Origin of the sequence: Azospirillum brasilense, assembly GCF_022023855.1 — a bacterium.
GTDB lineage: Bacteria > Pseudomonadota > Alphaproteobacteria > Azospirillales > Azospirillaceae > Azospirillum > Azospirillum brasilense_F.
In genome coordinates this window covers 1,475,001-1,497,403 of record NZ_CP059450.1, presented here as the reverse complement: position 1 = coordinate 1,497,403, position 22,403 = coordinate 1,475,001, and the positions used below count along the sequence as shown (strand labels likewise).

Here is a 22,403-nt window from a genome sequence, read left to right as displayed (position 1 = left end):
GGGCATATTTTGTCGATGCGAAGACTTTCTTTTTAATGCGGACGCATTTTTGCTCGACTGAAAATGGCCTGTTTATGTCACAGGAATCACGGTCGTTAGTGAAATCTTTACCAAGATTCTTATTTTTCCGTTAAGCGAGCCACCTCAACCTCTGGGCTAAGACGTTGGTCTAGAGTTCAATGAGGTCCGAGATGGCTGCCGAAACTACCGAACTGATGGACGTCACCTTCACGGTGAACGCCTGGGGCGCTCCCGCAGGCGGAAAGTGGCCGCATTTCGTGCTGCGGCTGGATGGGGTTGAAATCGGGCAGGCGACCGTCGCGTCGGCGTCGCTGGGCCGCTACACCTTCAACGCCCGCGTTCCGGCCGACAAGGCCCACAAGCTTCAGCTTCAGTACGACAACGACGGCTCCGTGAATGGGGAGGACCGCAACCTCTTCGTCAAATCGTTCGAGGTGAACGGGAAACCGATCCTCAGCATCGACCCGCTGGTGACCTACGACACCGGCGACATCGACGGAAAGAACGTCATCGCCGGGCAGACCGAGATGTACTGGCGCGGCGCGCTGAACGTCGATCTGCCCAAGACCATGTTCGCCAGCGCGCAGGAGCCCGAGCCCGAAGCGCCCGCCACCATGACGACCGAGATCGTCGTGAAGGCCTGGGGCGCCGCCGCCAACGGCACGCCGCCGCATTTCAAGCTGCTGGTGGACGACAAGGTGGTCGGCGACGCCTGGGTCAGCGCGACCAGCCCGACCGGCTACACCTTCAAGGTCGATGTGGACCCCAACGAGGCCCATAAGATCCAGATCCATTACGACAACGACGCCACCGTCAACGGCCAGGACCGCAACCTGTTCGTCCAGGGCATCACCATCGACGGGCAGGAGATCAAATCGACCGACCCGCTGGCCTCCTACGACAAGGGGCCGGTGGACGGCAAGTTCGTGGTCGCGGGCCAGGAAGGGCTGTTCTGGGGCGGTGCCCTGACCTTCGGCGTGCCGGAGGAGTATTTCGACGGCCCCTACGTCCCGCCGCCGCCCCCGCCGCCGCCGGTCACGCTGACGCCGACCGACATCGTCGTCACCGCCTGGGGCCAGTCGGCCGGCGGGGTGGCGCCGCACTTCAAGCTGCTGGTGGACGGCAAGGTGGTCGGCGAGGGCCGCGCCACCTCCAGCGACCCGCAACCCTTCCGCTTCACGGTCGATCTGGACGCCAAGGAAGCCCACAAGATCCAGATCCACTACGACAACGATTCCATGGTCAACGGCCAGGACCGCAACCTGTACGTCAAGTCGGTCTCCATCAACGGCCACACCGTCGCGGCGACCGACTCCATCGTCACCTATGACAAGGGCGTGGTGGACGGAAAGGACGTGGTGAAGGGCCAGGAAGGGCTGTTCTGGGGCGGCGCTCTGAACGTGGACGCCCCGGCCTCGCTGTTCCAGCCCGCGGCCGAGCCGCCCCCGCCGCCGCCGATCGGCCCGGCCTTCTACGTGGCGGCCAACGGCAAGGACAGCTGGTCGGGCAAACTGTCCGCTCCGAACGCCGATGGCACCGACGGTCCCTTCGCCTCGCTGGAGCGCGCCCGCGACGCCATGCGCGACAGCGACGTCGACACGACCTATGTGCGCGAAGGCACCTACCGCCTGACCAAGACGCTGGAGCTGACCGGTGCCGACAACGGCCACAGCTTCCGCAACTATCCCGGCGAGACGCCGGTGCTGAACGGGGCGGAGAAGGTCACGAACGTCGTCAGCGAGGGCAACGGGATCTACTCCGCGAAGCTGTCGCAGGCCACCGATCTCGACCTGACCATCGGCGGGGTGCGCCAGACGCTGGCCAGCAAGGGCATCGTCGACGCCGACAACCCCACCACCACCGGCTGGTACTTCGCCGACGCGGCCAACGGCGGCCCCAGCGGCTGGTCGGTTCGCTACCACACCGGCGACATGTCGTCGGGCGACATCGTCGCCGGCATGAAGATCCAGCTCATGGACGCCGAGCGGCTGTCCGACACGCTGACCGAGATCGCCGGAGTCAACGACGCCACCCGCACCATCACGCTGAAGAACGGCACCTCGCTGCCCTTCGCCGAGGGGACGACCTACAAGCTGCTGAACAACCCGTCCTTCGTCGATCAGGCGGGCGAGTTCGCGTGGCGCGCGTCGGACAAGTCGCTGGTGTTCAAGCCGGAAAACCCGGCCACCCTGGCGCAGGACGGCGTCGAGGTGGCGCGGCTGGGCACGCTGATCCGCCTGAACGGCAGCAGCGACGTGACCATCGAGGGGCTTGGCTTCACCAACACCACCACCTGGGGCTACGCGGTGGAGCTGAAGGGGGCGTCGGGCAACAGCATCGGCAACAACAGCTTCCTCAACGTCGGCACGGCGATCAAGCTGACCGCGGCCTCCTCCAACAACTTGGTGGGCGGCAACACGCTGGAGCATCTGGCGGTCAACGGCATCGAGCTGGACGGGCGCAGCAACGGCAACACCGTCTACGCCAACGACATCTCCCACGTCGGCGAGGTGCGCAAGGGCGTCGCCGGCATTATCGGCACCGGGGTCGACAACAACCTGATCGCCCACAACGACGTGGACTCCAGCGCGCGCTACGGCATCTCGCTGAAGAACTGGGACTCCACCAACATCAACCGCAACAACGTCATCGAATACAACCGCGTCACCAATTCCAACCTGGAAACGGCGGACGGCGGCGGCATCGAGGTGCTGGGCCGGTCCAGCGTCGACACCGGCACGATCATCCGCGGCAACTGGGTGGAGAGCGTGGGCGGGCTGGCGACCAGCAACACCGACCAGTGGCTGACCAACCACAAGGGCTTCGGCATCTATCTGGACGACATGGCCGGCGGCGTCACGGTGACCGGCAACTTCCTGAAGGACACCGGGCTGGCCGGGGTGCACATCCACGGCGGCGACAACAACCTCGTCACCAACAACTTCTCGATCATCGCCAGCAACGCGGAGGAATTCATCCGCGTCGGCTGGGCGCCCAAGCACGGCGATCCTGGCCTGCCGCGCAACAACACCATCACCGGCAACGTCATCAGCGGAACGCTGCCGCTGGACGACTACATGGAGCTGTTGACCGCCGGAAACCCGGTGATCGACGGCAACCTCGTCCACAACGTGCCGCGCTATGGCGACAACGACGTGACGGGCAAGCCGCTGTTCAACAACCCCTATTGGGGCGACTACTCGCTGCAGGCGAACTCCCCGGCGCTGGCCATGGGCATCCATGACCTGGACTGGGCAATGGTCGGCCACAGCGGCTACACGGCGTCGGACGGCATGCCGCATTTCTGGGACGCCTGATCCCCGGCCCGGACGGGGCGAAAGCGGGATCAAAAGCGGGCGGAGGCTTGTTCTTCCGGGACAGGTCCCCGGGGAAGGAGGCTCCGCCCGTGCTCCCGCGTCCACACGCCTTACGGCGGTTCACCGCCGTCCTTCTGCTCGCGGTGGCCGGGGGACTGGCGGGGTGCGCCGATCCCCGAGCCGACGTCGCGCTGGCCGCCCAAAGCGCGCTGGTCGGCATGCCCAAGGGAACGCTGCTGTCCTGCGCGGGCGTGCCGCATCGGCAGGCGACCAGCGGCGCCCTGGAATTCTTCACCTACCGCGCGGGCTCCATCGATTACTACGCCCCGCCACCGCCGCCGATCGGCTATGGATGGGGATATCCATGGGGCTATCCCGGCTGGCGTCATCGCGGGCTCGACTACGACCCGTGGGACTACTATCCTCCACGGGCTGGCGACGTGGTGGACAACCGGTGCGAAGCGACTTTCACCTTGAGGAACGGGGCCGTCGAGCAGCTGGTCTACCGGGCGCCATCGTTGGGCGCCTGCGCCGCGGTCGTGCAGAACTGCATGGCGCTCGTGCCGCAGAGCCTTCCGCCAAGGCCCACCCCGTCCGGCTAGAGCCGGCAGAGGCATCCACCGTGACACCATCGAGGAAAACGCCGGTGATGAAGGCACCGTTCCGCTCGGTTCTGCTGGCCCTGTGCGCCGTCGCGTGTCTGGCCGGTCCTCCCGCCGCGGCGCAGGACGCGCAGAGCGAGACGAAGCCGAAGTTCGGACCGGACGCCGTGCCGATGACCCAGGACCGCGACTATCTGCGCCGGGCCGGGGCGCCGGACTTCTGGGCGATGATGCCCTACTACACTGCCCAGCAGACGGGCAGCGCCTGTTCGGTCGCCAGCGTGGCAATGATGATCAACGCGCTGCGCGGCCTGCCGCCGCTCTCGTCCAACCGGCTGGTCACCCAGGCGCGGGTGCTGAACGAGGTGGACGATGACGTGTGGAAGGCGGCCACCGCGGAGAACGGGGACGGCGTGTCCTTCGCCGACTTCGCCGGGCTGGTCCAGAGGTCGGTGGACGCCTTCGGGTTGGATGCCACGGTGGAGGTCTTCCGCCCGAAGGACACCTCGCCGGAAACGCTGGGCGAGCTGCGGCGCATCCTCGATGAGAACGAGCGCGACGACAGCGACATCATCCTGCTGGCCTACGACCAGGGCACGCTGACCGGCGACGCCACGGTGGGCCACATCGCGCCGCTCGGCGCTTACGATGCGGAAACCCACCGGGTGCTGGTCATGGATGTGGACCGGCTGTGGTACGTGCCCTACTGGTCGAGCGACGAGAAGCTGCTGGAGGCTATGGTCAAGCCCGATCGCTCCGATCCCACCGGCAGCGGGTTGATCCATGTCCGGCTGAAGGATGTCCGGCTGAAGGGGCGGACGGCGGGATAACAGTGTTGACTCATGTTGCATCGCAGCGCGACCCGTTGTCGCATTCTGCACGCCAGGATCAACCGTCTTCCGGCTAATGATTAACTGTTATCTGGTTAAATGAGAACGGATTCGAGCGAATCTTTCGTCATTTTGTGCTATAAGAAATTTAATTTCGCTTTTTGCTGCCATGCACCCAAGGTATTGCTGCGATGCGCAATGCCTGGGTTCCAAGAAAAAAGCGATAAAAACCATGTCCGACGAGATTTACGAGCGGGTGCTGTCCAACCCGAAGTTCGCCGCGATGACGGCGAGCCGCGCGCGCTTCAGCTGGCGGCTGGCGCTGATCGTCCTGGCGGTCTACTACGCCTTCGTGTTCGCCTCGGCGCTGGCGCCCGAACTGATGGCGCGTCCGCTGGCCGAGGGCATGACCTTTCCGGTCGGGCTGGCCGCCGGCATCGTCATCACCGTCTTCTGCTCGCTGATGACCGGCGTCTACGTGCTGCGCGCCAACAGCCGCTACGACGCGATGAACCGCGATCTGCTGAATGAGGTGGGCCGATGAGCGCCGCGCGTCGTCTTGCTTCCGCCTCCGCCGCGCTGCTGCCGGCGCTGGCGGCCGGGTCCGCTTTCGCCGCCGCCATCGACGGCGCGGTGGAGCGCCAGCCGGTCAATGTGACGGCCATCGCCATGTTCCTGCTGTTCGTCGCCGGAACGTTGGGCATCACCTACTGGGCGTCGAAGCGCACCCGCTCGGCGTCGGACTTCTACACCGCGGGCGGCGGCATCAGCGGCTTCCAGAACGGGCTGGCCATCGCGGGCGACTACATGTCGGCGGCGGCCTTCCTCGGCCTGTCGGGCATGGTCTTCGCCAAGGGCTTCGACGGGGTCATCTACACCATCGGCTTCCTGGTCGGCTGGCCGCTGATGCTGTTCCTGATCGCCGAGCGGCTGCGCAACCTCGGCCGCTTCACCTTCGCCGACGTCGCCTCCTACCGGCTGGGCCAGACGCCGATCCGCTCGCTGGCGGCGGTCGGGTCGCTGACGGTGGTCTGCTTCTACCTGATCGCGCAGATGGTCGGGGCGGGCAAGCTGATCCAGTTGCTGTTCGGCCTGGACTACACCTACGCCGTGGTCATGGTCGGCGTGCTGATGATCCTGTACGTGACCTTCGGCGGCATGCTGGCGACCACCTGGGTGCAGATCATCAAGGCGGTGATGCTGCTCGGCGGCTGCACCGTGCTGGTCGGATTGGCGCTGGCGCAGTTCGGCTTCAACCCGGAGCGGCTGCTCCAGCAGGCCGTCGCCGCCCACGCCGCGAACGCCGCCATCCTGCGGCCCAGCGCCGCCATGGCCGACCCCATTGCCGCGGTGTCGCTCAGCCTCGCGCTGATGTGCGGACCGGCGGGGCTGCCGCACATCCTGATGCGCTTCTTCACCGTTCCCGACGCGAAGGAGGCGCGCAAGTCGGTCGTCTACGCCACCGGCTTCATCGGCTACTTCTTCATCCTGACGGTGACCATCGGCTTCCTCGCCATCGTGATCGTCGGCACCAACCCGGCCTATCTGGACGCGGCGGGCAAGATCCTGGGCGGCGGCAACATGGCGGCCATCCACCTGTCCAAGGCCATCGGCGGCAACATTTTCCTGGGCTTCATCTCGGCGGTCGCCTTCGCCACCATCCTGGCGGTGGTCGCCGGCCTGACGCTGGCCGGCGCGTCGGCGGTCAGCCACGACCTCTACGCCCGCGTCATCAAGAAGGGCAACGCCACCGAGGCGTCGGAGATGCGCGTGTCACGCCTCGCCACGCTGGCGCTGGGCGTCATCGCCATCACGCTGGGCCTGCTGTTCGAGAACCAGAACATCGCCTTCATGGTCGGTCTGGCCTTCGGTCTGGCGGCGTCGGTCAACTTCCCGGTGCTGATCCTGTCGATCTTCTGGAAGGGCCTGACCACGCGCGGCGCCTTCATCGGCGGCTTCGCCGGTCTGGTGAGCTGCGTCGCCTTCGTGGTGCTGGGGCCGACCGTGTGGGTCAGCGTCTTCAAGTTCCCGGCGCCGATCTTCCCCTACGAGCATCCGGCGCTGTTCTCGATGGTCATCGCCTTCGCGTCGACCTGGCTCTTCTCGGTCACCGACCGCAGCGCACGGGCGGCAGCGGAGGCGAAGGCCTACGAGTACCAGTACATCCGCTCGGAAACCGGCCTGGGCGCGGCCGGCGCGGTTTCGCACTGACGGCGTGAAGAAAACGGCCCCTCTCCTTCGCCAGGAAGGGGAGGGGCCGTGCCTCTTTCAAGACCGTGCTTTCCTCAGCGGCGCTGCGCCGACTGGGAATAGACGTAGGAGTCGAAGCTGTTCTCGGCGACGCGGAACCACAGCCGCTCCTCGTCGCGGAAGGGCTTCCACGCCTCGTAGACCTTCTTGAAGCGCGGATTCTTGGCCGACAGCTCGTCGTTCAGCTCGTTGGCGATCTTCTCGCAGGCCATCATGACCTCGCGCGGGAAGGCGCGGAGCTGGGCACCGCCGGCGACCAGACGCTTCAGCGCCGCGGCGTTGACGGCGTCGTACTTGGCGATCATCCAGGTGTTGGCCTCCCAGCAGGCCTGCTCCAGGATCGTCTTGTAGGACTCGGGAAGCTGCTCCCAGGCGGAGATGTTGATCATCAGCGGGATCTGGGCGGAGCCCTCCCACCAGCCCGGCGAGTAGTAGTATTTGGCGACCTTGTGGAAGCCCAGCTTCTCGTCGTCGTAGGGGCCGACGAACTCCGCCGCGTCGATGGTGCCGCGCTCCAGCGCCGGGTAGATGTCGCCGCCGCCGATCTGCTGCGGGACGAGGCCCAGCTTGCCCATAATCTGCCCGGCCAGCCCGCCGACCCGCATCTTGAGGCCGCTGAGATCCTCCACCGTCTTGATTTCCTTGCGGAACCAGCCGCCCATCTGGGCCGTCGTGTTGCCGGCGGGGATGTTGTAGATGTTGTGTTCCCGGAACAGCTCCCGCATCAGCTCCAGCCCGCCGCCGTGCATCATCCAGGAGATGTGCTGGCGCGTGTTCAGGCCGAAGGGCATGGCCGTGTCGAAGCAGAAGGTCGGGTCCTTGCCGATGTAGAAATAGGCGGCGGACTGGCCGCACTCGATCGTGCCGTTCTGCACCGCGTCCAGCACCTGGAGCGCCGGCACGATCTCGCCCGCCGCGAAGGTGCGGATCTGGAACTTGTTGTCGGTGGCGGCGGCGACCCGGCGCGCGATCAGCTCCGCCCCGCCGAAGATGGTGTCGAGGCTCTTGGGATAGCTCGACGCCATGCGCCACTTGATCTCGGGCTGGCTCTGCGCGATGGCCGGTGCGGCGACGACGGTGCTGGCGGCCAGACCGACACCGGCGCTGGCGAGGAAGGAACGACGTTTCATGGCGGGGGAATCTCCCTTCCCATTCATTATGCTTATACCACCGGTCTTAGCGGAAAACATCGAGGCGGGCCAGGGGGGCCGGCTGCGGAGCTGGGCTTCGCTTTGGGCATTGCCGGGATGGTGTTTGCAGTCCATCATCCGCCGGCCGCACAATAAAGAATCCGAACCGCGAAGAGGAAACGCACGGGCATGGATGCACAGGATCTGCGCGCGCTCCAGGCGCCGCTGAAGGACAAGTACAAGGACGCCCCGGAGTCGGCGGTGGTGACGCTGAAGGCCCGTGGGGCGCTGGATGATTCCGGCATCGCCTGCAAGGTCGAGACGGGCCGGGCGCTGGTGGAAGCCGGCCTCCACCCGGCGACCGGCGGGCCGGGTACGCAGGCCTGTTCGGGCGACATGCTGCTTGAGGCGCTGGTGGCCTGCGCGGGCGTGACGCTGAAGGCGGTCGCCACGGCGCTGGAATTCAAGCTGCGTGGCGGCACCGTGTCGGCAGAAGGCGACCTGGATTTCCGCGGCACGCTGGGCGTGGCGAAGGACGCGCCGGTCGGCTTCCGCGCCATCCGCCTGCGCTTCGATCTGGACACCGACGAACCGGCGGAGCGCATCGCCACCCTGACCAAGCTGACCGAGCGTTATTGCGTCGTCTACCAGACCCTGGCCAACCCGCCGCCGATGTCGCTGGCTATCGAGACGGGTCAGGGGTGACGGTTCTCCGAATGGGGCGGTTCCGAAGGGCCGCCCTTACCGGCCTTGGGCGATTAGGGCGTTAAGATTTGACAGTGGGTCAATCGATCACGGCGTTGCCGGTTGCCCAAGCCCTGAACTGCGCCGCCGATTCCGAAGAGGTCGGCAATGACCCCATAGCTTTCTGAGAAACGCGATATTCAATGATAACTCCGTCAACATTGTGCAGGCTCTTGCCGACGGGGATCACTTTGTGCAAGCGGACAAGCAGTCGTCCGTCCTCCTTCCACTCCAAGTCAACGGACTTGTCCGAGCGGGCGTAACCCTTGAAAACCGTCACTCGCTTGCCGGTTCCGGGCGTAGTGATCTCGATATCAGTCCCGTCATCAGAGTTGATCGCGAGTGGGCCGCTCACGCAGACGCCTGTATTGACTACTGCTTTGCGCAGCCCGGTGGGTGACGTGACGACCAATTCATCGTCAAAGTATCGCTGCAAGCAGCCATCGTCTCTAAGAACGTCGACTAATGCCGGAAGCGCCGGAAGCGTTCCAATCGCCCCGACTGTTGAGACTATCAGCAGGTAAGGCGCAAGCAGAACTTTGGCGATAACCTGCAGCCATCGAGGAAATCTTGATTTGTATGAATAAATTATCATCGCAGGGGCTGAAAGTATGGAGAGAATTGCTGCGACGGAAATCATTTGAATTATAGGTGAGTTTGTATACATAGTTATCCTATGTGCCTTCGTGACAGATGAAGGGCTACCAGGAAAACAACGGGGGTAGCCGAAGCGGATTTCCCCGTTCATAACTGAACTGTCGCAGACACAGCTAGAAAGGACATCGGCGCCCGTCATCCCCCGCTAGGCTTGCGGAGAGCGTATGCGCCGATGTCTCTTATGGGAGTGGCGATGCTCAGTCGTTGAGGAAAGGATTGTACAGCCTCTCCTCCCCGATGGTCGAGGTCGGGCCGTGGCCGGGGATGAAGGTCACGTCGTCGCCCAGCGGGAACAGCTTGCTGCGGATCGACTCGATCAGGTCGCCGTGGTTGCCCTTGGGGAAGTCGGTACGGCCGATGGAGCCCTGGAACAGCACGTCGCCGACGATGGCGATCTTGCTCGGCTTGTGAACGAAGACCACATGGCCCGGTGTGTGGCCCGGGCAGTGGTGGACGTCCAGCGTCAGGTTGCCGACCGTCACCGTGTCGCCCTCCTCCAGCCAGCGGTCCGGCGTGAAGGAGCGGACCGGCGGGAAGCCGAACATCTGGCTCTGCATCGGCATGCCGTCGATCCAGAACTGGTCCTCGCGGTGCGGCCCCTCGATGGGCAGTTTCAGCTCGTCGGCGAGGTCGGCGACGGCGCCGGCGTGGTCGATGTGGCCGTGGGTGACCAGGATCTTCTCCAGCGTCACGCCCTTCGACTGGGCGGCGCGCAGGACGCGCGGCAGATCGCCGCCGGGATCGACGGCGGCGCCCTTCATCGTCTCCGGGCACCAGAGCACCGTGCAGTTCTGCTGGAACGGAGTGACGGGAACGATGATGGTCTGCATGCCGCGTCCTTCGCCGGTCAATGATCAATGGTCAGGGATCGATTCGTGTTCGACCTTACGCGCCACCGTTTTCCAGGGCAAGAACCGGTACCAATTCCTGGGCAACACGGCTATATGGAGTGCACTTTATCTTTATCCCATTCCGCCGCGGGGGGCGGTGCCGGACCGAATGCTGTCGCAAAAAGCCAAATACGCCCTGCGTGCGCTGATCATGCTGGCCGAACGGACGGACGACGAACTCGTCCTGATCGCCGAAATCGCCGAGCGGGAGAACATTCCGCGCAAGTTCCTGGAAGCCATTCTGGTGGAACTGCGCAAGCACGGCCTGCTGTTCGCCAAGCGCGGCAAGAGCGGCGGCTACCGTCTGGCGCGCCCGGCGGAGGAGATTTCCTTCGGCGAGGTGATCCGGCTGATCGACGGGCATCTGGCGCCGATCCCCTGCGCCAGCAAGAATTCCTTCCGTCCCTGCGAGGACTGCATCGACCCGCCGACCTGTTCGGTGCGCTGGCTGATGGTGCAGGTGCGCGACGCCACCGCGCAGGTGCTCGACAACCAGACCCTGTCCGACGCCCTGCGCCACCGTCAGGCGACCGGCGGCCTGCCCGTCAACTTCGACATCTGAGCACCCTGCGCTTGGCTGCATCGGAGCCGCCATAATTCGGCCGGCCGATCATCCGAAAGCGGGAATGTCGCCGAAGGGCAAGGTCTTTTATGCTTCCGAGCATCCGGCGTCCGGTCTGGCGCCCCTGGGATGCTTTGGGAAGGAAACGATGTCGCTAGAGCAGGACCGGATGCGGCGTACGGGCGGGGACCGGGCGCGCCTGGAATGGTACGGGGCGAAGCTGTTCAGTCAATCCGATGAGGACGGCATCATCGCCGAAATCTTTCGAAGGATTGGCACGACCAACCGGGTGTTCGTCGAATTCGGCGCGGAAATTGGCACCGAGAACAACACACGCGCGTTGCTCGAAGCCGGCTGGACCGGTCTGTGGATTGAGGGCAACCCCGATTACGTCGGCAGCATCAAATGGAATTTCCGGGATCGCATCAGGAAGGGCACCCTGAGGTTCGTTGATCGCTACGTGACGCGGGAAAACATCAACGGCCTGATCGGCCGACCGAAATTCTGGGGCGGCGCCGGCATACGGGGGGAGATCGATTTCCTGTCGATCGACATTGATGGAAACGATTATCACGTTTTCGAGGCCATCAACGTCGTCAATCCCAGGGTCGTGTGCCTGGAGCACAATCACTGCCATGCGCCGGGCGCCGAGTACATCATGTCCTATGACCCGAACTACCGGTGGGGCGCCGGACGGACGGATTTCGGCGCATCGCTGACATCGATGGTGCAACTCGCGGCAAGAAAGGGATACACCCTGGTGGGTTGCGCGCTGTATGGAGCCAATGGCTTCTACGTCCGCAACGATCTGATCGAAGGGCGGTTCGAGGGTCCGTTTACTCCCGAACGGCTTTTCAACCCGCTGGACTATGAAAAAGTGGTGGCCTTCCCGCGGGCGCCGGGAATCGCCTGAACCGGATCGCACCGGTCCGGGCGGGTGTCAGGGTACCAGATCCACGGCGATGAACACGCGGTCCAGCGCGCGGTTCGTCGCCTCGCGCAGGATTCCGTTCTCCAGTAACTCGTCGACCAGAAGCTGGGCGCCGCGGAAGGTGCTGCCCAACCGCTTCTGCACCCGCCGTACGGTCAGGGCGGGTTCCTCGAACAGAAGCTCCAAAAGGTCCGGAATGCGGGAGTTGCGGCGCTTGGCCCCCACCCGCTGTTGCCAGCCTTCCGCCTTGCGGTCCAGCGACAGGGCGCGCTCCCGCTCCCGCCGCGCCGTCTCCGCCACCGTGTCGGCCAGCCACAGCCGCCATCCCTCCTCCCGCCCGCGGGCGGCGAGGCCGGCGGTCGTGCGGTCGGCGTGCAGCGAAACGGACATCGGCAGCCAGACGTTCGGCACTCGGCAGCAGCGCGCCACCGCCAGCGCCCCCATCAGCCGGGCCGAGGGCACCGCCCAGCCGGGAATGCGCAAGTCGGGCGCCGGGCGGAGCAGTTCGGCCAGTATCCCCACGCCGCCGAGCAGGGCCGGCGAGTCGCCGGCATGGTCCAGCCGCTTGAGCAGCGTCGCCGCCTCTGCCTCGCGGTCCGCGGAGAAGGCCAGCCGCCCGGGATCGCGGCCCGACACTTCCGCCTGAAGGCAGCGCCACAGCGCTTCCGACCAACCCAGAGACCAGGCTGGGGGCGCGTCGTCCGTGACGGGCGCGGTGTCGCCATCCTCGTCGTCGGACGGGAAGGAAAAACGGTCGTCCGGCCCGGCCTCCAGTTCCGCCACCGCGCGCCAGGCATCGGCCGCGGCACCGCTGGACGGCGGCAGTGCACGGTTGTTTTCCCTATGGCGGGCGGGGGCGGCGATCACGCCTTGCGTGAACAGGGCGCCTTGCCACAGCGCGCGGACCGATTGCGCCGCTCCCCGACCGGCGGTGGGGACGAGGTCGGTGCCGATGGTCGCCACCAGGAACTCCGCCGGGTCCACCGCCACCCCGTCGAGACGCGCCGCCGCGCAGGACTCCCGGCGCGCCGCGTCGGCCCACAGCCGCCGTCGGCGCGCCGGGTCCTGAACCACCTCCGCCAACCGGCCGAGCGCGCGCTCGGCCTCCAGAAGGGCGGTCAGCAGTGCGGGGGAGGGGGGCTGGAGTGGTTCGGACATGGCCGTTCGGGACAGGAGGCGGAGAGGGCGCGCATGATAGCGATCCGACGCATCGCTTCCAGCCTGATCCAACGCATCACATTTCACAAAATTATGTGAAATTGTCTCGCTGTGATGTGGAGAATGACAAAAAACAGCCTTGCAGCCTTCCCGGAATCATGCAAACTCTAGGAGGCAAATGGATATTGCATATACATTATAAAGTATGTGAATACGGCCCAGTCGATCCGGTGCAATGGCCGGCTTTGTAAACAACGGTGCGGTGCGTGGCCTCCAGGGCCGGTGCCTCAATGAACCATACCGAGGGAGTGTGCCATGTCGTTTCGTGATCGGCTCTCCGCGCTCCGCGCGAACCGGCTCTCCGTAGGCCGGCTGTCCGCAATGGCCGCGGGTGTCGCCCTCGCCATGCTGACCATCGCGCCTGCCAAGGCGCAGACCACGCTGCTGAACGTCTCCTACGACCCCACCCGTGAGTTCTATGTGGAGTTCAACAAGGCGTTCGCCAAGAAATGGCAGGCGGAAAACGGCCAGACGGTGACCGTCAAGCAGTCGCACGGCGGGTCGGGCAAGCAGGCGCGCTCGGTCATCGACGGGCTGGACGCCGACGTGGTGACGCTGGCGCTGGCCTACGACATCGACGCCATCGCCGACTCCGGCGCCCTGCCGAAGACGTGGCAGACGCGCCTGCCGAACAACAGTTCTCCCTACACCTCGACCATCGTCTTCCTGGTTCGCAAGGGCAACCCGAAGCAGATCAAGGACTGGGACGACCTGCTGAAGCCGGGCGTCCAGGTCATCACGCCGAATCCGAAGACCTCGGGCGGGGCGCGCTGGAACTATTTGGCCGCCTGGGCCTATTCGCTGGAGAAGAACGGCAACGACGAAGCCAAGGCCAAGCAGTTCGTCGCCGACCTGTTCAAGAACGTGCCGGTGCTGGACAGCGGCGCCCGCGGCTCCACCGTCACCTTCACCCAGCGGCAGCTCGGCGACGTCCTGCTGGCCTGGGAGAACGAGGCCTTCCTGTCGCTTCAGGAGTTCGGCGCCGACAAGTTCGACATCGTCGTGCCGTCGCTGTCGATCCTGGCGGAGCCGCCGGTTACGGTCGTCGATTCGGTGGTCGACCGCAAGGGAACCCGCAAGGCGGCGGAAGCCTACCTGAACTTCCTCTATACCCCCGAAGCGCAGGAGATCGCGGCGAAGAACTTCTACCGCCCGCGCCTGCCGGAGGTCGCTGCGCGGTATGCGGATCGCTTCCCGAATGTTAAGCTTGTGACCATCGACGGTTCCTTCGGGGGCTGGCGTACGGCGCAGGAGAAGCATTTCGCGGATGGCGGCGTCTTCGACCAGATCTATCAGAAGGGCCGCTGACCCGTGGTCGCGGCAACCACCAGCGACGCCGTGCTTCCCAATACGGGGGGCACGGTGTTGAGCGTTCTTCGAAAACCCAGTGTCCTGCCCGGCTTCGGGCTGACGCTGGGATTCACGCTGACCTATCTGTCCCTGATCGTCCTGCTGCCGCTGGCCGCGCTGGCGCTGAAGGCGGCGGGGCTGGGCTGGTCCGGCTTCTGGGACGCGGTGCTGACGCCGCGCGTCCTGGCCGCCTTCAAGGTCAGCTTCGGGCTGTCGCTGGCCGCCGCCGCGATCAACGCCGTCTTCGGCTTCATCGTCGCCTGGGTGCTGGTGCGCTACCGCTTCCCCGGCGACCGGATCGTCGACGCGCTGGTGGACCTGCCCTTCGCTCTGCCCACCGCGGTGGCCGGCATCGCGCTCAGCGCGCTCTACGCGCCCAACGGCTGGATCGGCTCCCTGCTGATGGAGTGGTTCGGGCTGAGGGTGGCCTTCACGCCGCTGGGCATCGCCATCGCCCTGACCTTCATCGGCCTGCCCTTCGTGGTGCGCACCAGCCGATCCTCCAGGATCTGCCGCCGGAGGAGGAGGAGGCCGCCGCAGCGCTGGGCGCCACGCGCTGGCAGTCCTTCCGGCGGGTGGTGTTCCCGGCGCTTCTGCCGGCTCTGCTGACCGGCTTCGCGCTGGCCTTCGCCCGCGGGGTGGGGGAATACGGCTCGGTGATCTTCATCGCTGGCAACATCCCCGGCCTGTCGGAAATCATTCCGCTGCTGATCGTCATCAAGCTGGAGCAGTACGACTATGCCGGCGCCGCCGCGGTCGGCGTGCTGATGCTGATGGCGTCCTTCGTGCTGCTGCTGGCCCTGAACCTGCTGCAAGCCTGGATGAGGTCCCGCCATGCTCGCTAAGAAAGCCGTTGGCTTCACCCCGGCGCTGGCCGACAGCCGCTGGGTGAAGGGGCTTCTGATCGCCACGGCGCTGGCCTTCCTGCTGCTGTTCCTGGTCCTGCCGCTGGTCGCGGTCTTCGTCGAGGCGCTGCGCCGCGGCACGGACGCCTACTGGGCGGCGCTGGTGGAGCCGGACGCGGTGGCGGCGATCAAGCTGACGCTGATCGTCGCGGCCATCGCCGTGCCGATGAACCTCCTCTTCGGGGTGGCGGCGTCCTGGTGCATCGCCAAGTTCGACTTCCGCGGCAAGGACGTGCTGATCACGCTGATCGACCTGCCGTTTTCGGTGTCGCCGGTGATCTCCGGCCTGATCTACGTGCTGCTGTTCGGTCTGCACGGGCTGATGGGGCCGTTCCTGAAGTCGCAGGGCATCCAGATCATCTTCGCCGTGCCGGGTCTGGTGCTCGCCACCGTCTTCGTCACCTTCCCATTCGTCGCCCGCGAGCTGATCCCGCTGATGCAGGAGCAGGGCAACGAGGAGGAGGAGGCGGCGCTGGTGCTGGGCGCGTCCGGCTGGCAGACCTTCTGGCGCGTCACCCTGCCCAACATCAAATGGGGTCTGCTGTACGGCGTCCTGCTGTGCAACGCCCGCGCGATGGGCGAGTTCGGCGCGGTGTCGGTGGTGTCCGGCCACATCCGGGGCGAGACCAACACGATGCCCCTGCATGTCGAGATTCTCTACAACGAATACAATTTGGTCGCTGCCTTCGCGGTGGCCTCGGTGCTGGCCATGCTCGCCCTCGTCACGCTGGTCGTGAAGACGGTGCTGGAATGGCGCTTCGGGGCTGAGCTGGCGGCCACCCGGCATTGAGGCGACGCACGTCATGGCGATCCAGGTTTCCGGCATCACCAAGCAATTCGGCAGTTTCCGCGCGCTCGATGCGGTGGACCTCGAAGTCCGTTCCGGCGAGCTTCTGGCCCTGCTCGGCCCGTCGGGCTCGGGCAAGACGACCCTGCTGCGCATCATGGCGGGGCTGGAGTTCGCCGATTCCGGCAGCCTCCTGCTCAACGGGGAAGAGGCGCTGAGCCTCACCCCGCGCGAGCGGCAGGTCGGCTTCGTCTTCCAGCACTATGCGCTGTTCCGCCACATGACCGTCTTCGAGAATGTGGCCTTCGGGATGAAGGTGCGGCCGCGCGGCCAGCGCCCGGCCTCGACCGAGATCAAGCGGCGGGTCATGGAGCTGCTGGAGCTGGTCCAGCTCGCCCATTTCGCCGACCGCTACCCGGCTCAGCTCTCCGGCGGGCAGCGGCAGCGCGTGGCGCTGGCCCGCGCGCTGGCCATTGAGCCGAAGGTGCTGCTGCTCGACGAACCGTTCGGTGCGCTCGACGCCAAGGTGCGCAAGGAGTTGCGGCGCTGGCTGCGCAAGCTGCACGAGGACATCCACATCACCTCCGTCTTCGTCACCCACGACCAGGAGGAGGCGCTGGAGTTGGCAGACCGCGTGGTGGTGATGAGCCAGGGACGGATCGAGCAGGTGGGCAGCCCGGCGGAGGTCTACGACCGTCCGGCCTCCGCCTTCGTCTACGAGTTCCTCGGGCAGGTGAACCGCTTCGACTGCGTGGTGGCGGACGGGGTGGCGCGGACGGCCAACGGGGCTTTGTCCATCCCCGCCGACGGCACGGTCCGCGGCCCGGCCATCGCCTATGTGCGCCCGCACGATCTGGGGCTGAGCCCCAGCGCCGCGGGACCGGGCCGGGTGTCGGGCATTCATGTGGTGGGACCGGACGCGCGGATCGAGATCGACCTCGCCGGCCTGCCGCTGGAAGCCGAGATGGACCGCGAGCGCCTGTCCGCCCTGGGCCTGCGCCCCGGCGACCAGTGCGCCGTCCACATCGCCCGCGCCCGTGTCTTCCCGCAGCCGTGACGGCAGCCTGACGAAGCCCGGCCTATCCTCGAAAAGGGGCGGGGAGGGCTCCCGCCCTCATGCCGATGGAGTCCCGGCGGGCCATGGGGCCTGCCCCGTCGGGGCCATGGACTAAGTCCAACGCCGAATCGTAACGCCATTGCCTTCTGGCGATGCGGACGGTGGATGTGTTGAGCCTTCCGCATTGCACCCAATGCAGGAGGCACCGGTGGACCATTCAGGACTGTCGCAGGCCACCGGCTCCGCCGCCCTGCGGACGGACGCCGGGGCTGGAGCCTGGTCGCCGCCGCTGGCGCTCACGCTGCCGGTGATCCTGGCGCTGCTTCTGCTGCCGCTCATCCTGGTGGAGATGCCGCCGCTGCTCGACTACCCGAACCATCTGGCGCGGGTGGACGTGCTGCTGCATGTCCGGTCAGACCCCTTCCTGGCCGACCATTACACGGCCTCCCTGACGCCGGTCCCGAACCTGCTGATGGAGGCGGTGATGCTGCCGCTCGCCAGCGTGCTGCCTCTGTATGTCGCCGGGCGCGTCTACATGGCGCTGGCCGGGCTGCTCACCCTGTTCGGGGCGATGCTGCTGAACCGCACGCTGTTCGGGCGGTGGAGCCTGTGGCCGCTGTGCGGCGCGCTGTTCATCCACAACGCCACGCTGATCGGCGGCTTCATGAGCTTTTCGCTCGGCTTCGGCTTCCTGCTGGTCGGGCTGTCGCTGTGGATCGCGCTGGCGGGGCGGCGTTGGCAGGTGCCTGTGGGCATGGGCTGCGCCTTGTTCCTCTATTTCGCCCACGCCATCGTGCTCGGCTCCTTCCTGCTCTGCCTGTTCGCGGTGGAGGCGGTGAAATACGTGGGGCAGGGGCGAAAGCCGCTGACGCTCGCCAATCTCGGGCGCGACGCCCTGCGCTTCACCGCGCTGCTCGCCCTTCCCGTGGCGCTGTTCGCCGGCACGGTGGGAACGCACCTCCTCCAGTCCGACGCGGCGGCGGTGGGCGCGCGGGACAGCACGCCGGTCCTGCTGCTGAAGGAAATCTACTGGCGGCTGAAGAAGCTGACCGAGCTGAAGCAGTGGCGTTATCGGCTGCACGACATGCTGGCTCCGGTCCTGAACTACAACACGCTGCTTGATGTGGCGACCCTGCTGCTGATCCTCGGCGGCATGGTGGCGGCGCGTCTGGCGGGCTGGCTGCGCGCCGCGCCGGCGATGATGCTGGCGGTGGGGCTGTTCGTTTTGGCCTTCTTCGTCGTGCCCGACCCCTTCTTCGGCACCTATTTCGTGTCGATCCGCTTCTGGATTCTGGCGGCCTTCCTGCTGGTGGCCGGCACCGACATCCGTTTTCCCAGCGCCCGCGCCGCGGCGGCCTTCGCCGCCGGGCTGCTCGCTCTGCTGACGGTGCGGACCGGCGTGCTGACGCTCAACTGGCTGGCCTATGAGGACGATGTGGCCGACCTGCGCCGCGCCATGGAGCGGATCGAGCCCGGACGGTCCGTCCTGATCGCCTGGGCGGGGCAGGAGGCCGGCTGCTGCAACACGCGGGAGTTCCTGCTCACCCAGCCGCCCTGGCGGCATGCGCTGGTCGCTTTGCCCAGCCTCATCCATCTGCCGTCGCTGATCACCGTGGAGCGGCGCGCCTTCGTCCCGACCCTGTTCAGCCACCCCGGCAAGCAGCCGCTGACGGTGACCCAGCCCTACCGCGACCGCTGCATGGCGATCTACGAGGGGGTTCCGGTGGATGTCCGCCTGCTCTCCCGTCCCGAAGAGGCGACCCTGCGCGATCATGTCGAGCCCTGCCCGCACTACATCGGCTGGCGGGACAAGTACGATTACGTGCTGGTGATGTTCTCCAACGTCTTCCACGCGGCCGGGCTGAAACCGCCGCCGGGCGCGGAGGAGGTTTACCGCGGCACCGTGTTCGACCTGTGGCGGGTGGAGCGCTGACGCAACCGCTCAGTCGTTCTGCTCGGCGGGTTCGCTGAGCGCGTCGTAGCCGCGGTCGCGGACGCTCTTCAGGCTCTGGTCGATGGTCTCGGCGTCCACCCCGGCGGTGCGCAGCACGAGGCTGGCCAGTTGCAGGCTGGCTTCCAGCGTCTCCGGCACCACGGAGCTGGCCCCGGCCATTTTCAGCCGCGCGCCGCGGTCGAGATCATGGGCGCGGGCGGCGATGGCCAAGCGCGGGGCGGCCCGGCGGATGGCCTCCACGGCGCGCTCCGCCATGTCAGGGCGGTTGACGGTGATGACCGCGGCCCGCGCCCGCTCGATCCCGGCGGCGCGCAGCACGCCGATCTGGCTGGAATCGCCGTAATAGACCGGCAGCCCCTCGGCCCGCGCCGCCGCCACCCGCTGCGGGTCGAGGTCCAGCGCGACATAGGGAATGTCGTGGGTGCGCAGCAGCCGGGCGACGGCGCGCCCGACCCGGCCATAGCCGGCGATCAGCACATGGCCGGTGATGTCGCTGGTCTCCACCCCGAAGGCCTCGGCGCCGTAGTGGGCCTCGACCCTCTGAGCCAGCCGCTGGGCGATGGCGCCGACCAGCGGCGTCACCGCCATGCTGAGCGCCACGCAGGAGGACAGCAGCAGCCCCGTCTCGCCCTCCAGCACCGCGAGCCGCGTCGCCTTGCCGATCAGCACGAAGGCGAACTCGCCGCCCTGCGACAGCAGCAGCCCGATGCGCAGCGACGTCGCCAGCCCGAGCCCCGACAGGCGGCAGAGCAGGAACAGCAGGATGCTCTTCCCGACCAGCAGCGCCGCGGTCACCATCAGGATGTCGTCGGCGCGCCGGAGCATAGCCGGCAGGTCCAGCGTCATTCCCACCGTCATGAAGAACAGGCCGAGCAGCAGGCCGCGGAACGGCTCGATGTCGGCCTCCACCTGATGGCGGTAGGCGGTGTCGGCCATCAGCATGCCGGCCAGGAAGGCGCCCAGCGCCATCGACATGCCGGCCTCCGCCGTCAGCCAGGCGACCGCCAGGACGACCAGCAGGTTGGTCGCCGTGAAGACCTCCGGACTCTTCGCCGAGGCCACGAAGTGATAGACCGGTCGTACCACGAAGCGGCCCAGCAGCATGATGGCGCCGATCGCCGCAACGGCCTTGACCCCGGCGAGGGCGAGCGCCCAGGGGATGCTGGTGTCGCCGCCGGCCAGCAGCGGCAGCAGGGTCAGCAGCGGCACGACGGCCAGATCCTGGAAGATCAGCACGGCGACCGACACGCGCCCGAAGCGCGCCACCGTCTCCCCGCGCTCGACCAGCAGCTTCAGCACCGTGGCGGTGGAGGAGAAGGCCAGCATGCCGCCGATCACCAGCGCCGCCGCCACGTTCTCGCCCAGCGCGTAGGCGACGGCGGCGATGGCGGCGCTGGTCAGGACGACCTGCATCAGCCCCAACCCGAAGATGTAGCGCCGCATCGCCCGCAGGCGCGACAGAGGCAGCTCCAGCCCGATGGCGAAGAGGAGGAAGACCACCCCGAATTCGGACAGGACCTGGGGAAGCTCCATGTCCACCACCGGTCCCGGTGTGTGCGGACCCAGCAGCGCCCCGCCCACCAGATAGCCGAGCACCGCCGGGATGCGCAGCGCCTGGAACAAGGGGACGATCACCACCGCCGCCAGCAGCAGGAACAGGACGTCGAAAAGCAGTTTGGGGTCGTGCATGGTCCGCGCGCTGGCTGGGTCGGGCCGGACGCCGTCCGTCCGGGACGGCGTCTGTATGCGGCGCAAACAGGGCCACCGCAAGCGCAGCGGGTGTGCGAAAGATCGGAACGCGCAAAAGAAGTCCCGTACCGGCCAAAAATGATCGCGCTGTGGCGGCGATGCCGCGGCGTCAGGCGGCGCGGGCGGCCAGCAACTCGTCCACGGCGGCGGTCAACTCGCTGTTGTCGAAGGGTTTGTAGAGCACGCGGTTGGCGCCGTGCATGGCCGACAGAGTCAGCGAGAAGGCCGCCGGGAAGTCGTCCGTGCTGCCGGACATGGCGATGATGGCCGGGGCGATGACGCTTGGGGCATGGGAGGCGTCGCGGGCGCGCAGGCGGCGGATCAGCTCGATCCCGTCCAGGCCGGGCATCATCATGTCGACGATGGCGAGATCGAAGGGCTCGCGCTCCAGCATGGACAGGCCGGACAGGCCATCATGGGCCTCCTCCACATGGTGGCCCTGCGTCTCCAGCGTCATGCGCAGCAGCGCCGTGAAGGCCGGAACGTCGTCGATCACCAGAATTCGGGCCATGGCTCCGTCGCTCCCAATGCGATGGCGTGAAGTGCGGATGGCGCGGACGGTTCAGTCCGCCGCGGCGCCGTTGCGGTCGGCATGACCAGAGGCCCCCAGCGCGCCGCTATCGCGCCCCCCGCTCTCGGTGCGGCGGGACAGCAGCGTGCGCAACAGCTCGTCCAGTCCCGCGGCCAGCGCGCCGTGCTGGGCCGGCGCCAAACCGTCGATCGCCGCAACCAGCTCGTTCAGCGGATCGTTGGCGAGCATGGTCCGCCCCCGCGTCGTGAGGGTCAAACGGATGGAACGGCGGTCGGTCTCGCTGGGGTGGCGCTCCAGCAAATCCTTTTTCAGAAGGGCCGCGATGGTCTGGCTGGCCGTACCCTTGGTCGTCCCGTGATGGCGGGCGAAGGCCACGACGTTCCGGGCGCTCGCGTTCGCCTGGGCGAAGTAACGCAGCGCCGCCCACTGGGCCGGGTTCAGCCCATCGGCAAAGGCAAGGCTGGCGGTCGTCCGCAGAACCTGCGCCATGACCTCGGCGGTCGCGCGCGCGCTTGGGCGCATGCCGGCTCCCCTGTGCCTGCGGTTTCGAGATAAAACCATAAAGGCGCGGCCCGGGGCCTGTCCAGCCGCCGCGCTCTTTTGTTGTCTCCCGGCTCAGAATCGAATCTGTTGTTGAACGAGTCTTTTCGCTGGATCGGCTGCGGACGCTGCCCTATACAGCGCCTCCCTCGCCGGACGCGGTCCGGAGGAGGCGCCCCGAAAGACTGGAGGGGTGGAGGTCAGGGCGCTGGCCGATCCGTTTTCCGCCCCAGGCGGTCTAGGCGGTTCGGTGAATACGAAACAAAGGGCTTGACGCTCTCTGCCGTAAGCGCTAGATTGACCCTCCGCTGGCACGAACGATCGTTTGTGCTTCTCCGGCCTTCAAAAACCCGATGACGACCACGGCCAGTTTGCCG

Annotated in this window: 19 protein-coding genes and 1 pseudogene; 13 read left to right on the top strand and 7 right to left on the bottom strand. The window is 66.7% G+C overall.

What is annotated here, in order from left to right:
* The first annotated feature begins 191 nt into the window (after positions 1–191).
* The 5 genes from H1Q64_RS20230 (at position 192) to H1Q64_RS20210 (ending at position 6,981) form a co-directional block, all read left to right on the top strand.
* Positions 192–3,338, top strand: a complete 3,147-nt coding sequence (locus tag H1Q64_RS20230) for a carbohydrate-binding domain-containing protein (RefSeq protein ID WP_237905339.1) — start codon at positions 192–194, stop codon at positions 3,336–3,338.
* 89 nt (positions 3,339–3,427) lie between these two features.
* On the top strand, positions 3,428–3,940 hold the full coding sequence (locus H1Q64_RS20225) for a hypothetical protein (protein WP_237905338.1): 513 nt from the start codon (positions 3,428–3,430) through the stop codon (positions 3,938–3,940).
* A 47-nt stretch (positions 3,941–3,987) separates the two neighbouring features.
* Positions 3,988–4,770 (top strand): phytochelatin synthase family protein, encoded by a 783-nt coding sequence (locus tag H1Q64_RS20220; protein WP_237905337.1) that lies wholly within the window; start codon positions 3,988–3,990, stop codon positions 4,768–4,770.
* A 232-nt stretch (positions 4,771–5,002) separates the two neighbouring features.
* Positions 5,003–5,314, top strand: a complete 312-nt coding sequence (locus H1Q64_RS20215) for a DUF485 domain-containing protein (RefSeq protein ID WP_109071062.1) — start codon at positions 5,003–5,005, stop codon at positions 5,312–5,314.
* Positions 5,311–6,981, top strand: a complete 1,671-nt coding sequence (locus tag H1Q64_RS20210) for a cation acetate symporter (RefSeq protein WP_237905336.1) — start codon at positions 5,311–5,313, stop codon at positions 6,979–6,981. Before H1Q64_RS20215 ends, H1Q64_RS20210 begins: the two co-directional genes overlap by 4 nt.
* A 74-nt stretch (positions 6,982–7,055) precedes the next feature.
* Here the strand turns inward: H1Q64_RS20210 and H1Q64_RS20205 are convergent, their stop codons facing one another.
* Entirely contained in the window at positions 7,056–8,150 is a 1,095-nt protein-coding gene (locus H1Q64_RS20205; RefSeq protein ID WP_237905335.1) for a TRAP transporter substrate-binding protein, read from the bottom strand.
* Positions 8,151–8,339: 189 nt separating this feature from the next.
* Here H1Q64_RS20205 and H1Q64_RS20200 point away from each other — a divergent pair, with 189 nt between their 5' ends.
* Positions 8,340–8,855, top strand: coding sequence for an OsmC family protein (locus H1Q64_RS20200; protein ID WP_237905334.1), 516 nt, complete (start codon positions 8,340–8,342; stop codon positions 8,853–8,855).
* Between the two features lie 79 nt (positions 8,856–8,934).
* On the opposite strand, the gene H1Q64_RS20195 is transcribed toward H1Q64_RS20200, so the two are convergent.
* Together H1Q64_RS20195 and H1Q64_RS20190 are read right to left on the bottom strand one after the other, a co-directional pair.
* On the bottom strand, positions 8,935–9,534 hold the full coding sequence (locus H1Q64_RS20195) for a hypothetical protein (RefSeq protein ID WP_237905333.1): 600 nt from the start codon (positions 9,532–9,534) through the stop codon (positions 8,935–8,937).
* 214 nt (positions 9,535–9,748) lie between these two features.
* Positions 9,749–10,381, bottom strand: coding sequence for an MBL fold metallo-hydrolase (locus H1Q64_RS20190; protein ID WP_014198134.1), 633 nt, complete (start codon positions 10,379–10,381; stop codon positions 9,749–9,751).
* Between the two features lie 169 nt (positions 10,382–10,550).
* On the opposite strand from H1Q64_RS20190, the gene H1Q64_RS20185 reads away from it, so the two are divergent.
* Together H1Q64_RS20185 and H1Q64_RS20180 are read left to right on the top strand one after the other, a co-directional pair.
* On the top strand, positions 10,551–11,003 hold the full coding sequence (locus tag H1Q64_RS20185) for an RrF2 family transcriptional regulator (protein WP_014198135.1): 453 nt from the start codon (positions 10,551–10,553) through the stop codon (positions 11,001–11,003).
* Positions 11,004–11,067: 64 nt separating this feature from the next.
* Positions 11,068–11,916, top strand: a complete 849-nt coding sequence (locus tag H1Q64_RS20180; RefSeq protein WP_237905332.1) for a hypothetical protein — start codon at positions 11,068–11,070, stop codon at positions 11,914–11,916.
* A gap of 27 nt (positions 11,917–11,943) precedes the next feature.
* Here H1Q64_RS20180 and H1Q64_RS20175 read toward each other — a convergent pair whose 3' ends face one another.
* A complete protein-coding gene (locus H1Q64_RS20175; RefSeq protein ID WP_237905331.1) occupies positions 11,944–13,092 on the bottom strand; it encodes a hypothetical protein in 1,149 nt (382 codons plus the stop codon).
* 315 nt (positions 13,093–13,407) lie between these two features.
* Here H1Q64_RS20175 and H1Q64_RS20170 point away from each other — a divergent pair, with 315 nt between their 5' ends.
* The 5 genes and pseudogenes from H1Q64_RS20170 to H1Q64_RS20150 all read left to right on the top strand — a co-directional run bounded on the left by H1Q64_RS20170 (position 13,408) and on the right by H1Q64_RS20150 (position 19,184).
* A complete protein-coding gene (locus H1Q64_RS20170; protein ID WP_419468835.1) occupies positions 13,408–14,460 on the top strand; it encodes a sulfate ABC transporter substrate-binding protein in 1,053 nt (350 codons plus the stop codon).
* 57 nt (positions 14,461–14,517) lie between these two features.
* Positions 14,518–15,347, top strand: a pseudogene (gene cysT, locus H1Q64_RS20165) (sulfate ABC transporter permease subunit CysT).
* Positions 15,337–16,197: a sulfate ABC transporter permease subunit CysW gene (gene cysW / locus H1Q64_RS20160; protein WP_237905330.1), complete on the top strand. Its 861-nt coding sequence runs from the start codon at positions 15,337–15,339 to the stop codon at positions 16,195–16,197. The pseudogene cysT and the gene cysW overlap by 11 nt, the downstream one beginning before the upstream one ends.
* A gap of 13 nt (positions 16,198–16,210) precedes the next feature.
* Positions 16,211–17,251: a sulfate/molybdate ABC transporter ATP-binding protein gene (locus tag H1Q64_RS20155; RefSeq protein ID WP_237905329.1), complete on the top strand. Its 1,041-nt coding sequence runs from the start codon at positions 16,211–16,213 to the stop codon at positions 17,249–17,251.
* A gap of 208 nt (positions 17,252–17,459) precedes the next feature.
* On the top strand, positions 17,460–19,184 hold the full coding sequence (locus tag H1Q64_RS20150; protein ID WP_237905328.1) for a hypothetical protein: 1,725 nt from the start codon (positions 17,460–17,462) through the stop codon (positions 19,182–19,184).
* A gap of 9 nt (positions 19,185–19,193) precedes the next feature.
* Here H1Q64_RS20150 and H1Q64_RS20145 read toward each other — a convergent pair whose 3' ends face one another.
* The 3 genes from H1Q64_RS20145 to H1Q64_RS20135 all read right to left on the bottom strand — a co-directional run bounded on the left by H1Q64_RS20145 (position 19,194) and on the right by H1Q64_RS20135 (position 22,008).
* The gene (locus H1Q64_RS20145; RefSeq protein WP_269145379.1) at positions 19,194–20,894 is read right to left on the bottom strand and encodes a monovalent cation:proton antiporter-2 (CPA2) family protein; all 1,701 of its coding nucleotides are present in this window, start codon (positions 20,892–20,894) and stop codon (positions 19,194–19,196) included.
* A gap of 169 nt (positions 20,895–21,063) precedes the next feature.
* Entirely contained in the window at positions 21,064–21,465 is a 402-nt protein-coding gene (locus H1Q64_RS20140) for a response regulator transcription factor (protein ID WP_237905327.1), read from the bottom strand.
* Between the two features lie 51 nt (positions 21,466–21,516).
* Positions 21,517–22,008: a MarR family transcriptional regulator gene (locus H1Q64_RS20135; protein ID WP_237905326.1), complete on the bottom strand. Its 492-nt coding sequence runs from the start codon at positions 22,006–22,008 to the stop codon at positions 21,517–21,519.
* Between the last annotated feature and the right edge of the window lie 395 nt (positions 22,009–22,403).